Below are 11,709 nucleotides of genomic sequence, written 5' to 3' on the forward strand. Positions count from 1 at the left end.
GAACTATGGAAACCACCATCCTCTTTGCCCCGCTCGTGGGCGCGCTGATCTGCGGCTTTGGCTGGAAGTTCATTGGCGAGAAAGCCGCCATGTGGACGTCCACGGGTCTGCTGTTTCTGGCCTGTCTGCTGTCGTGGATCGTTTTCTTCACATTTGATGGGGTGACCCAGCAGATCGAGATCATGCGCTGGATCGAAAGCGGCTCGCTGTCGACAAGCTGGGCTATTCGACTGGACCGTCTGACTGCGATCATGCTGATCGTGGTGACGACCGTTTCGGCGCTCGTGCATCTCTATTCCTTCGGGTACATGGATCATGATCCGCAGTGGCGTGAGGGCGAAAGCTATAAACCGCGTTTCTTTGCCTATCTGTCCTTCTTCACCTTCGCCATGCTGATGCTGGTGACAGCGGACAATCTGGTGCAGATGTTCTTTGGCTGGGAAGGCGTAGGCGTCGCTTCGTACCTGTTGATCGGCTTCTACTATCGCAAATCTTCGGCCAATGCGGCGGCGATGAAAGCGTTCATCGTGAACCGGGTGGGTGACTTCGGCTTTGCGCTTGGGATCTTCGCAATCTTCTTCCTGACCGACAGCATCAATTTCTCGGACATCTTTGCATCCGCCCCTGCGCTGGCCGAAGAAAAGCTGCACTTCCTGTGGGGTGAGTGGACTGCGATTGAGGTCATCTGTGTGCTGCTGTTCATCGGCGCCATGGGTAAATCGGCTCAGTTGATCCTGCACACCTGGTTGCCGGACGCGATGGAAGGCCCGACTCCTGTGTCTGCCCTGATCCACGCCGCGACCATGGTGACGGCGGGTGTCTTCCTGGTCTGCCGCATGTCGCCGCTGATGGAGTTTGCTCCGGGCGCAACCGGCTTCATCACGGTACTGGGCGCGTCCACCGCGTTCTTTGCGGCCACCGTGGGTCTGGTGCAAACCGACATCAAGCGCGTGATTGCGTATTCGACCTGTTCTCAGCTTGGATACATGTTCGTGGCTGCAGGCGTGGGCATGTACTCGGCGGCGATGTTCCACCTGTTCACACACGCCTTCTTCAAAGCTTTGTTGTTCCTTGGCGCCGGGTCAGTGATCCATGCGATGCATCACGAGCAGGAGATGACTGAATACGGCGGTCTGCGTAAGAAAATCCCCTATACCTTCTGGGCGATGATGATCGGCACGCTGGCTATCACCGGCGTTGGTATTCCGCTGACCACATTTGGCTTTGCCGGTTTCCTGTCGAAGGATGCCATTATCGAGAGCGCTTATGCGGGCGGCTCGGGCTATGGCTTCTGGTTGCTGGTTGTGGCGGCTGCGTTCACCTCGTTCTACAGCTGGCGTCTGATCTTCCTGACCTTCTACGGTGAGCCGCGTGGCGACAAACATACGCATGATCACGCGCATGAAAGCCCGATGGTCATGCTGGTGCCGCTGGGCGTTCTGTCACTGGGCGCAGTTTTTGCCGGGATGATCTGGTACGGCAATTTCTTTGGCCACGCCGACAAGGTTGGCAAATTCTATGGCATCCCGGTTGCTGAAGCGTCAGAGCATGCAGAGGCCAGCGATCATGGTAAAGCCGAAGGGCATGACGATGCCGCACATTCGGATGACGGTCATGCGGATGATGGTCATGGCGCTGAAACACATGCGGATGAGGGCCATGCAGACGACGGCCACGGTGACAAAGACGCTCATGGCGGTGATCACCACTATGCCTTTGTCGGCGAACCGGGCGAGGGCGCGCTGTATATGGCACCGGACAACCACGTGTTGGACGATGCGCACGCCGCTCCGAAATGGGTTAAGGTCTCGCCCTTTGTTGCGATGGTGCTGGGCTTTATCGTGGCATATTGGTTCTACATCGTGAACACGACGCTGCCCGCGCGGTTGGCCGAGAACCAGCGCCCTCTGTACCTGTTCCTCAAGAACAAGTGGTACTTTGACGAGATCTACAACGTGATCTTTGTCAAACCCACCATCGCCCTTGGTCGCTTCCTGTGGAAACGCGGCGATGGAAATACAATTGATGGCTTCCTGAACGGAGTAGCAATGGGCGTTGTTCCCTTCTTTACCCGCCTCGCAGGCAAGGCGCAGACCGGGTACATCTTTACCTATGCCTTCTGGATGGTGCTGGGCATCGCAGCCCTTGTAACGTGGATGTCTATCGGCGGAGGGGCCAACTAATGGACAATATCCTTTCCATCGTTACGTTCATCCCGGCGATTGCAGCAGGTATTCTGGCCCTGTTCCTGCATGGGGATGACGCTGCGGCCCAACGCAATGCCAAGTGGATTGCTCTGCTGGCGACAACCGTGACCTTCCTGGTGTCGATTGGCATCTATACCGGTTTTGATCCTTCGAACCCCGGCTTCCAGATGGTGGAAGAGGGTGAGTGGCTGATGGGTCTCAAGTACAAGATGGGCGTTGATGGCATAAGCGTTCTGTTCGTGCTGCTAACCACCTTCATCATGCCATTGACCATTCTGGCCAGCTGGAATGTGACCGACCGCGTCAAGGAATACATGGTGGCTTTCCTGCTGCTGGAAACCCTGATGCTAGGCGTATTCATGGCGCTGGATCTGGTGCTGTTCTACCTGTTCTTCGAGGCAGGCCTGATCCCGATGTTCCTGATCATCGGCATTTGGGGCGGTAAGGACCGCATCTACGCCAGCTTCAAGTTCTTCCTCTACACCTTCCTCGGCTCGGTGCTGATGCTGGTTGCGATGGTTGCGATGTACGCAGATGCGGGCACCACGGATATTGAGGCGCTGATGAGCCACCAATTCTCATCGGAAAGCTTCAGCGTGCTGGGCATCTATGTTGTCGGCGGTATGCAGACTTTGATGTTCTTGGCCTTCTTTGCGTCGTTTGCGGTGAAGATGCCGATGTGGCCGGTGCACACCTGGTTGCCGGATGCGCACGTTCAGGCCCCAACTGCAGGGTCGGTCGTTCTGGCGGCGATCCTGTTGAAAATGGGTGGCTATGGCTTCCTGCGATTCAGCCTGCCGATGTTCCCTGTGGGTTCCGCAGTGATGACCGATCTAGTGCTTTGGATGTCTGCGATTGCGGTTGTCTACACCTCGCTGGTGGCGCTGGTGCAAGAGGACATGAAGAAGCTGATCGCTTACTCGTCGGTCGCGCATATGGGCTTTGTGACTATGGGTATCTTTGCGGCAAACCAGCAGGGCATCGATGGCGCGATCTTCCAGATGCTGAGCCACGGGTTTATCTCGGCCGCGTTGTTCCTGTGTGTCGGCGTGATCTACGACCGGATGCATACTCGGGATATCGAGGCTTATGGCGGTCTGGTCATTCGGATGCCTGCCTACGCGCTGGTCTTCATGCTCTTCACCATGGCCAATGTCGGCTTGCCGGGCACATCCGGTTTCATCGGTGAATTCCTGACCCTGATGGGGGCCTTCCAGGTCAACACTTGGGTAACGGCTGTGGCCGCGACCGGTGTGATCTTTTCGGCCGGTTATGCGCTGTGGCTGTACCGTCGCGTGGTCTTTGGCGATCTGATCAAGGAAAGCCTGAAGGCAATGACCGACATGAGCTCACGCGAACGTCTGATTTTTGCCCCACTGATCGTGATGACCATCCTTTTGGGCGTCTACCCGTCGCTGGTAACGGATGTGATCGGGCAATCCACTGCCGCACTGATTTCGAACTATGACACGGCTCTGGCCGCGGCTGAGGCTGCGAACCAGACGGCCGCTTCGCACTAAGGGAGCTTTGGAGACATGATCCAGGCTGATCTGACAACTATCCTGCCGGAAATCATTCTGGCGCTTTATGCGATGGCGGCGCTGCTGGGGGCTGTCTACACGACGAAAGACGGCATGGCACCTTTGCTGGTCTGGACCACGGCCGGTTTGATGGCCCTTCTGGCGATTTGGATTGCCACCCAGGGTGAAGGCACCAATGTGGCGTTCAACGGTATGTTCGTCGATGATGGGTTCGCCCGCTTTGCAAAAGTTTCCATTCTGCTTTCGGCAGGTGCCGTACTGGTCATGAGCCAGGAATACATGGCGCGCCGCGATCTGCTGCGTTTTGAGTATCCGCTGCTGGTTGCACTTGCCGCCGTTGGCATGATGATGATGGTCAGCGCGGGCGATCTGATGTCGCTGTATATGGGGCTCGAGCTGCAATCGCTATCGCTTTATGTAGTTGCTGCACTGCGTCGTGACAGCGCCAAGTCGACCGAAGCGGGTCTGAAGTATTTCGTGCTGGGTGCGCTCAGCTCAGGCTTGCTGCTTTATGGTGCGTCGCTGGTTTATGGCTTCACCGGAACCACGCTCTTTTCGGGCATCATCACGACCGTTCAGGCCGGAGACGTTTCGATTGGTCTGCTATTTGGTCTGATCTTCCTGATCTCAGGACTCGCTTTCAAAGTCTCGGCCGTGCCGTTCCACATGTGGACACCGGACGTGTACGAAGGCTCGCCCACGCCGATTACTGCCTTCTTCGCGACCGCGCCGAAAGTGGCTGCCATGGCCCTTTTTGCCCGGCTGATGCATGACGCGTTCGGAGGCATTGTGAAAGATTGGCAGCAGGTGATCGTTCTGCTTTCGGCGCTGTCGATGTTGCTGGGTGCTGTCGCCGCGATTGGCCAGCGCGACATCAAACGTCTGATGGCATTCTCGTCAATTGCCCATATGGGCTATGCGCTGATCGGTCTTGCTGCAGGTACTGAGTTGGGCATCAAAGCGATGCTGATGTATCTGGCCATATACGTGACCATGAACATCGGAACCTTTGCCTTCATCCTGATGATGGAACGTGACGGAAAACCGATAACCGATATTGACGCATTGCGCCAGTATTCCAAGCGCGATCCGGGCAAGGCCCTTGCCGTTTTGATCCTGATGTTCTCGCTGGCCGGTGTGCCGCCGATGCTGGGCTTTTTTGCCAAGTTTGGGGTGTGGCAAGCGGGTGTAAGCGCAGGGTTGACCGGCCTTGTGATCGTCTCGGCCATCGCGTCCGTCATTGGTGCGTTCTACTACCTGCGGATCGTGTTCTACATGTATTTCGGGGCTGAAAACGAAGAGCCAATCGAGACCCGATCGACGCCCGTTCTGTGGGTGGCTTTGATGGGATCTGCGGCGTTGATGCTGGTCGGCATCTTCTATCAGTTCGGTGTCGAGGGCGCAGCAGCAGCTGCTGCGGCGACGCTTGTCAACTGAACGTCTTGAACATTCGAAAGGAGGGGCTCGGTCACGTGACCGAGCCTTTTTGATATGAGTAAATGGCCCCAAGGCTACGGTCTGCACGAGGTGCAGGAAGTCGATAGCACCCTGAACGAGGCGGCGCGGATCGCGCCCAATGCCCGTGGTCCTGTCTGGATCATGGCACATCATCAGACAGCAGCCCGCGGACGGCGTGGACGGGCCTGGGCTAATCCTATGGGCAATCTGGCCGCGACGTTGCTGATGCGTCCGCAAGGCGCGCCGGAACAGGCGGCATTGCGCAGTTTTGTGGCCGCGCTGGCCCTGTTCGACGCCTGTGTCGCCGTAACCGGAAGAACGGCCGGGCTGTCGCTGAAGTGGCCCAATGATGTCCTGCTGAATGGCGGTAAGCTTGCCGGTATCTTGCTGGAAAGCACCGGGCAGGGGCACGGTGTGGCGCATCTGGCGATCGGTATCGGGGTAAACCTGGCCAATGCACCGGATGCGGATGCGGTCGAACCTGGTGCGATGCGGCCTGTTTCACTGCTGTCAGAAACCGGGACGCACGTCTCGCCAGAGGATTTTCTGACCGAGCTTGCAGGCGCCTTTGCCACTTACGAAACCCAATTTACCACTTATGGGTTCGAACCGATCCGTACTGCTTGGTTGGCCCGCGCGGCCCGGTTGGGAGAGGTTATCACCGCACGTACCGGAACGTCAGAGACGGTAGGAACATTCGAAACAGTGGACGCAAGCGGCAACCTTGTCTTAAACACCGCCAAGGGCCGCGTGAGCATTCCCGCGGCAGACGTGTATTTCTGAAAGGGGCGTTAAATGCTTCTGGCCATTGATTGCGGCAACACCAACACCGTTTTCTCGATCTGGGACGGCGAGAAGTTTCTGTGCACCCTGCGCACGTCGACCCACCATGCGCGTACGGCGGATGCATATTTCACATGGTATTCGACGCTGGTGAAACACTATGGCATTGAGGCGGTCATAACGGATGTCATCATCGCCTCGACTGTGCCGCGTGTGGTGTTCAATCTGCGCATTTTTGCGGATCGCTTCTTTGGGTGCCGCCCGCTGGTGGTTGGCAAGCCTGACTGTCTGTTACCTGTGCCCCCTCGTGTGGATGAGGGAACCGTACCCGGGCCTGACCGGCTGGCCAATGCAGTGGGCGCGTTTGACCGGCACGGCGGAAACGTGGTCGTGGTGGATTTTGGCACTGCAACGAACTTTGATGTGGTTGCAGCCGATGGGGCCTATGTCGGGGGAATTATTGCGCCCGGTGTGAACCTGAGCCTTGAAGCTCTGCATCAAGGGGCGGCCGCGCTTCCGCATATCGACATTACCCGACCGGATAAAGTGATCGGGACGAATACGGTTGGATGTATCCAATCTGGCGTGTATTGGGGCTATTCCGGCCTGATCGAAGGCCTGATCGCCCGGATCAAAAACGAATACGGAATGCCGATGAAAGTTGTCGGAACAGGAGGGCTAGCCCCTTTGTTCGATCAGGCCGACGTAGGGTTTGACGCAATCGAAGATGATCTGACGATGCACGGATTGACCGTGATCCATCGCTATAACAAGGATAATAGCTCCGCATGAGCAGTGAAAGATTGATCTACCTGCCGCTGGGTGGCGCGGGTGAAATTGGCATGAATGCCTATGTGTACGGTTATGGTAAACCGGGACAGGAGCGCCTGATCCTTGTCGATCTGGGCGTCACCTTTCCGGACATGGACACAACACCCGGTGTTGACCTGATTTATGCAGATATTTCTTGGTTGAAAGAGCGTGCGGATCAGCTGGACGGCGTCTTTATCACTCACGCGCATGAGGACCATGTTGGCGCGGTGGCGCATTGCTATGAAGCCTTGGGTGCCCCGATTTATGCCCGCGCGTTCACGGCCAACATTGCACGCCGCAAGATGGAAGAACACGCGCACCCAACCGAGGCGGTGACGACCGTATCTGCCTGGCCTGAACAGGTCTCGGTTGGTCCTTTCACAATTGGGTTTCTGCCTGTATCGCACTCGATCCCTGAAAGCGCGGCTTTGGTCATCGACACGCCTGCAGGACGAGTGGTGCATTCCGGTGACTTCAAGCTGGACGAGAATCCGGTCGTGGGCGAGGCTTTCGACCCAGACCTTTGGACCGAAGTGGCCAAACCCGGTGTCAAAGCCCTGATCTGCGACAGTACAAACGTGTTTTCGGCCCATCCCGGCCGTTCGGAATCCGAAGTTGGGCCGGAAATCACCAAACTGGTTGAAAACGCCGAAGGCATGGTCGTGGCGACCACGTTTGCCTCAAATGTTGCGCGGGTCAAAACACTGGCCGAAGCGGGTCAGCGGGCAGGGCGATCGGTTGTTCTGTTGGGCCGCGCCATGCGCCGGATGATCGAGGCCGCAACCGAAACTGGCATCCTGTCGGATTTCCCAAAGGTGATCAGCGCGGAAGAGGCGTTGGATCTTCCGCGTCAGAATCTGATGCTGATCGTAACCGGCAGCCAAGGCGAGCGCCGTGCCGCCAGCGCCCAGCTGGCCCGTGGTAAATACCGAGGTCTGGAACTGGCCGAGGGCGACCTGTTTCTGTTTTCTTCTAAAACCATTCCGGGCAATGAGCGGGGCGTGATCTTCATCATGAACCAGCTCAGCGAAAAGGGCGTGGATGTGGTGGATGACAGCTCGGGTCTTTATCACGTGTCAGGCCACGCCAACCGGCCTGATCTTGAGAAGGTCCATGCGCTGATTGACCCGCAGGTCATTATTCCCATGCACGGTGAACACCGTCACCTGCGCGAACATGTCAAACTTGCCGAGAATGGCGGCAGAACCGGTGTGCTGGCGGTGAATGGCACCATGCTGGATCTCAGTGGCAACGCCCCGGCTGTTGTCGACTATGTCGAAACCGGGCGCACATATCTGGACGGGTCGGTCAAGATCGGTGCGTTGGACGGCGTGGTGCGGGATCGTATCCGCATGGCATTGAACGGCCATGTCACGGTCACCGTGGTTTTGGACGAGGAAGACGAACCGCTGGGTGAACCTTGGTGCGATACCATGGGCCTGCCCGAGATCGGAACTTCGCGCGCGGCTGTGGTGGAGGTTCTGGAGGAGGACCTGAATCAATTCCTGATGCGGGCTGCGGCCAAAACCCTGCGCGACGACGACAAACTGGAAGACGAGATGCGCCGGATTGTTCGTCAGACCGCGAAAGCGGAAATCGGTAAGAAGCCCGAAGTGACGGTGGTTGTCAGCCGGATGCGGTGACCCGGTACCGTCAGTCGTGTTCCGGCATCGGGTAACCCCTGAGGCGCAGGAACAGGTTGGCTTCTTCGTCATTCTTGTAAAACGGAACGGACACTGGAGGCTCGGGGGATGTAACCCGGGCCGCTACTTCGGCAAGAACAACCTCGGTTATGAAGGGCAGGTCCAAATCTCGCGCGCGGTCCAGTTGCACCCATTGCAGGTGCGACAGCTCGTCTGAGGCGCGACTGAAATCGTCCAGATCACCTTGCAAGGCTTCCGCGTCGACCAAAAAGAACCGTGCGTCAAACCGGCGAGGGCGACCGGGTGGTGTCACCGCGCGGAAAACGAACTGCAATGCAGCTGCAGATGGCACGTATCCCATGTCGGAAAAGCTTTGCCAGTCGTCAGGTGCGTGCCCCGGCCATGCGCCCGGCTGGCCCAGAACAAGGCCCGTTTCCTCCCAGAGCTCGCGAATGGCAGCGGCGGCCAGCGCGTGTTGCAATCCGGACTCGGCCTGTTCAGCCAAACGGTCACGGCACAGATCGGGCAGCTTGGTCGCCAGGGGCACTGCTGAATCCGCCGGATCAACGGCACCGCCAGGGAACACAAACTTGTTCGGCATGAACACGGCTTTGGACCCGCGTTGCCCCATAAGGATCGATGGATTGGTCCATCTGTCCCGCAAAACGATGACAGTTGCGGCGTCACGGATGGCGGTCTTGTCTGCTGTCATGTCTACGCCACCTGGCCCGGCAGGTTCAATTCGATGTTCCGAAACCGTGCATACGGCGGGCCCACTGATACGCGACAACGGCGCCTTTCAAACGGGGCAGCAGGTACAGCGACAGAGCAACGCAACCGATTGAGAAACCGATGGCCATGGTCCAGGGGTCTGGCCGCCAATGGACGTAGGACACGTGCAGGGCAGGCGCCAGCAGGTGACCAACAAGTAGAATCGTCAGATAGGCTGGCCCGTCATCGGCGCGATGATGAAACAGCTCCTGCCCGCATTTCGCGCAGCTATCATTGACCTTGAGATAGCTGTGCAACAGCTTGCCTTCGCCACAGTTGGGGCATTTGCACCGAAACCCTTTAACAAGGGCGGGCCATGTTTCACGCTCTGTCTCGGTCGCGGTGTTGATCGTCTGATCCGTCATAATATAACTCGCGCATTAATCTTTGCCGGATAATGCGCCTGAACGGGCAGATTTGAAAGGGGGGTGCGTCGCTTTGCAACGCCCGATACCCAATGCGCAGAAATCGCTTCTGAATTCACTTTCAAAAAAATGCATTTTTCTGCGACGGAATTTTCGATGCCCCGCGTTTGAATTGGTATGAGCAGCGGCACTGGGGCCGCTTCAACACGGGAAAAACGAAATGAAAAACGCGACATTCATCACGGCTATTGTTTTGTCCGCAGTTGCTGTCACAGGCACATCGGTTCTGGCTGCCGGAAAAGGCGGACGCGAGCCTGTGTCCTTTCAGGAACTCGACGCCGATGGCGACGGTCAGGTGACACAGCAAGAGATGGAGGCCCACCGCACCGCGCGTTTCACGCAAGCGGATACCGACGGTGATGGCCAGCTGAGCCTTGACGAGATGCAAGCTGCTGCACAGAAAAAGGCAAGTGACCGCGTCGCCAAGATGTTCGAAAAAAATGATGCGAACAAAGACGGGTTTCTCAGCCAGGACGAGTTGCCGAAACCCCGCCGGGCTGACAAGATGTTTGATCGGATGGACGCTGATAACAGCGGCGGGATCTCGGAACAGGAATTTGCCGATGCCAAAGACAAGATGGGACGGCACCACAAGAAAAAGCATCAAAACTCGGACGCAGACGATAGCTGATGCAGGATGGAGGATCTGACCTCCTACCCACAAGACGCCTGCGGTGCGATGTGCAGCGCGGGCACCCTCAGCGACGATGAGTTGCTGGGGCGCTTCGCCGATGGCAATGCCGAAGCCGCACGGGTTCTTACTGACCGTCTGGGGCCACGGTGTTACTCGGTCGCGTTACGAATGTTGGGCAATCGGGCCGAGGCGGAAGATGTGACGCAAGAGGCGATGATGCGGCTGTGGCAAATGGCACCGGACTGGGTGTCGGGCCAAGCCAAAGTCTCGACCTGGCTGTACCGGGTGACTTTGAATCTGTGCGTGGACATACGGCGCAAGAAGACACCGGACAGGCTGTCGGATGTTCCTGAGCCCGAAGATGGTGAAGCCAGCGTAGTTGACCGGATGCAGGATGAGGCGCGCAAGGATGCGTTGCAGGTCGCTTTGGCCGAGTTGCCCGAACGGCAGCGGCAAGCAGTGGTGTTGCGCCATATTGAAGAGTTGCCCAACCCCGAAATTGCCGGGATCATGGGCATTTCCGTGGAAGCGGTTGAAAGCCTGACGGCGCGGGGCAAACGAAGTCTGGCCGCTATTCTGGCGGGACGGCGCGAAGAACTGGGGTATGACAATGGCGGATGACGATCTGGAACTGGATCATTTGTTTGCACAAGCGCGGCGACAACGGCCGGCTTTGCCAGACGATCTGGCCGTGCGCATCCAAACGGATGCAGAGGCGGTGCGCTTGGGCCGCATGAAACCCGCGCCACAACCGGGGCCTGCGTTGTGGGACAGGCTGGTGCGCAATCTGGGTGGCTGGCAGGGGTTGAGTGGCCTTGTTGCGGCCAGCGCGGCCGGTGTCTGGATCGGGTTTTCCGCGCCTGCCTTTTTGCCCGATCCCGCCAACCTGCTGACAACGCAAGAGACGGCCTTTCTTGTGGCCGACCTTGGCTATGACACGAGTTTTCTGGAGACCACGGAATGAACGCTGATTCCAAACCCAAACGCCGGTGGATGCCCATTGTCCTGGTTGTGTCTCTGGCTCTGAACCTGTTGATCATTGGCGTCGCTGTAGGAACTGTGTTGCGCCTGAAAGGGGGGGATCACGCCAAGGTGCCGCCGGGATTTGGCCCGGCCTTGTACCGGGCGTTGCCAAAAGACGACCGCAAGGCGATGCGGAGTGAATTGGGGGACTTGCACAAGAAAGGTTCTAAGGGCCGCACGCAGGATTTTGAGGCGATGAGCCAGGCATTGCGCGCCGTGCCTTTTGACCCGAATGCCGTCGAAACTCTGCTGCAACAGCAGGCGCAGGCCACGGCCAACCTGCAAGGGGCACTGCAAGCGCAATGGCTGATCCGCGTCACCGCCATGAGCGATGAGGAAAGGCAGGCCTATGCAGATCGATTGCAAGATGTCGTCAAGCGTGGCCCGCATAAACACAAGAAAAAGGACTGA

Annotated in this window: 12 protein-coding genes; 10 read left to right on the forward strand and 2 right to left on the reverse strand. The window is 57.8% G+C overall.

Annotation, left to right across the window (positions count from 1 at the left end; translation table 11 throughout):
- Positions 1-5 precede the first annotated feature (5 nt).
- The 6 genes from nuoL to GS630_RS13345 are packed head-to-tail and all read left to right on the forward strand — an operon-like array spanning position 6 to position 8,445.
- Complete coding sequence (gene nuoL, locus GS630_RS13320; protein ID WP_171620679.1) at positions 6-2,183, forward strand: NADH-quinone oxidoreductase subunit L; 2,178 nt, start codon at positions 6-8, stop codon at positions 2,181-2,183.
- On the forward strand, positions 2,183-3,727 hold the full coding sequence (locus GS630_RS13325; RefSeq protein ID WP_171620681.1) for an NADH-quinone oxidoreductase subunit M: 1,545 nt from the start codon (positions 2,183-2,185) through the stop codon (positions 3,725-3,727). The genes nuoL and GS630_RS13325 overlap by 1 nt, the downstream gene beginning before the upstream one ends.
- A 15-nt stretch (positions 3,728-3,742) precedes the next feature.
- Positions 3,743-5,185, forward strand: a complete 1,443-nt coding sequence (gene nuoN, locus GS630_RS13330) for an NADH-quinone oxidoreductase subunit NuoN (RefSeq protein WP_171620683.1) — start codon at positions 3,743-3,745, stop codon at positions 5,183-5,185.
- Between the two features lie 54 nt (positions 5,186-5,239).
- Positions 5,240-5,989 (forward strand): biotin--[acetyl-CoA-carboxylase] ligase, encoded by a 750-nt coding sequence (locus GS630_RS13335; RefSeq protein WP_171175147.1) that lies wholly within the window; start codon positions 5,240-5,242, stop codon positions 5,987-5,989.
- 12 nt (positions 5,990-6,001) lie between these two features.
- Positions 6,002-6,781 carry a type III pantothenate kinase gene (locus GS630_RS13340; protein WP_171620685.1) on the forward strand — a complete coding sequence of 260 codons (780 nt, stop codon included), beginning with the start codon at positions 6,002-6,004 and terminating at the stop codon, positions 6,779-6,781.
- On the forward strand, positions 6,778-8,445 hold the full coding sequence (locus tag GS630_RS13345; protein WP_171175143.1) for a ribonuclease J: 1,668 nt from the start codon (positions 6,778-6,780) through the stop codon (positions 8,443-8,445). Before GS630_RS13340 ends, GS630_RS13345 begins: the two co-directional genes overlap by 4 nt.
- Positions 8,446-8,455: 10 nt before the next feature.
- Here GS630_RS13345 and GS630_RS13350 read toward each other — a convergent pair whose 3' ends face one another.
- Both GS630_RS13350 and GS630_RS13355 read right to left on the reverse strand, forming a co-directional pair.
- Positions 8,456-9,157, reverse strand: coding sequence for an NUDIX hydrolase (locus tag GS630_RS13350; RefSeq protein ID WP_171175141.1), 702 nt, complete (start codon positions 9,155-9,157; stop codon positions 8,456-8,458).
- A 25-nt stretch (positions 9,158-9,182) separates the two neighbouring features.
- Positions 9,183-9,581, reverse strand: coding sequence for a DUF983 domain-containing protein (locus GS630_RS13355; protein ID WP_171175139.1), 399 nt, complete (start codon positions 9,579-9,581; stop codon positions 9,183-9,185).
- 220 nt (positions 9,582-9,801) lie between these two features.
- On the opposite strand from GS630_RS13355, the gene GS630_RS13360 reads away from it, so the two are divergent.
- The 4 genes from GS630_RS13360 to GS630_RS13375 are packed head-to-tail and all read left to right on the forward strand — an operon-like array spanning position 9,802 to position 11,709.
- Positions 9,802-10,272: an EF-hand domain-containing protein gene (locus GS630_RS13360; protein ID WP_171175136.1), complete on the forward strand. Its 471-nt coding sequence runs from the start codon at positions 9,802-9,804 to the stop codon at positions 10,270-10,272.
- Between the two features lie 6 nt (positions 10,273-10,278).
- The gene (locus GS630_RS13365; protein ID WP_171620687.1) at positions 10,279-10,896 is read left to right on the forward strand and encodes an RNA polymerase sigma factor; all 618 of its coding nucleotides are present in this window, start codon (positions 10,279-10,281) and stop codon (positions 10,894-10,896) included.
- Entirely contained in the window at positions 10,886-11,239 is a 354-nt protein-coding gene (locus GS630_RS13370) for a hypothetical protein (protein ID WP_253285902.1), read from the forward strand. Before GS630_RS13365 ends, GS630_RS13370 begins: the two co-directional genes overlap by 11 nt.
- Positions 11,236-11,709: a periplasmic heavy metal sensor gene (locus tag GS630_RS13375; protein ID WP_171620691.1), complete on the forward strand. Its 474-nt coding sequence runs from the start codon at positions 11,236-11,238 to the stop codon at positions 11,707-11,709. Before GS630_RS13370 ends, GS630_RS13375 begins: the two co-directional genes overlap by 4 nt.

The organism is Ruegeria sp. HKCCD7303 (assembly GCF_013111185.1).
GTDB lineage: Bacteria > Pseudomonadota > Alphaproteobacteria > Rhodobacterales > Rhodobacteraceae > Ruegeria.

Bases quoted from the DNA above. Each gene is read 5' to 3' on its own strand.
- nuoL (WP_171620679.1), top strand. From the start codon at position 6: ATGGAAACCACCATCCTCTTTGCCCCGCTCGTGGGCGCGCTGATCTGC.
- GS630_RS13325 (WP_171620681.1), top strand. From the start codon at position 2,183: ATGGACAATATCCTTTCCATCGTTACGTTCATCCCGGCGATTGCAGCA.
- nuoN (WP_171620683.1), top strand. From the start codon at position 3,743: ATGATCCAGGCTGATCTGACAACTATCCTGCCGGAAATCATTCTGGCG.
- GS630_RS13335 (WP_171175147.1), top strand. From the start codon at position 5,240: ATGAGTAAATGGCCCCAAGGCTACGGTCTGCACGAGGTGCAGGAAGTC.
- GS630_RS13340 (WP_171620685.1), top strand. From the start codon at position 6,002: ATGCTTCTGGCCATTGATTGCGGCAACACCAACACCGTTTTCTCGATC.
- GS630_RS13345 (WP_171175143.1), top strand. From the start codon at position 6,778: ATGAGCAGTGAAAGATTGATCTACCTGCCGCTGGGTGGCGCGGGTGAA.
- GS630_RS13350 (WP_171175141.1), bottom strand. From the start codon at position 9,157: ATGACAGCAGACAAGACCGCCATCCGTGACGCCGCAACTGTCATCGTT.
- GS630_RS13355 (WP_171175139.1), bottom strand. From the start codon at position 9,581: ATGACGGATCAGACGATCAACACCGCGACCGAGACAGAGCGTGAAACA.
- GS630_RS13360 (WP_171175136.1), top strand. From the start codon at position 9,802: ATGAAAAACGCGACATTCATCACGGCTATTGTTTTGTCCGCAGTTGCT.
- GS630_RS13365 (WP_171620687.1), top strand. From the start codon at position 10,279: ATGGAGGATCTGACCTCCTACCCACAAGACGCCTGCGGTGCGATGTGC.
- GS630_RS13370 (WP_253285902.1), top strand. From the start codon at position 10,886: ATGGCGGATGACGATCTGGAACTGGATCATTTGTTTGCACAAGCGCGG.
- GS630_RS13375 (WP_171620691.1), top strand. From the start codon at position 11,236: ATGAACGCTGATTCCAAACCCAAACGCCGGTGGATGCCCATTGTCCTG.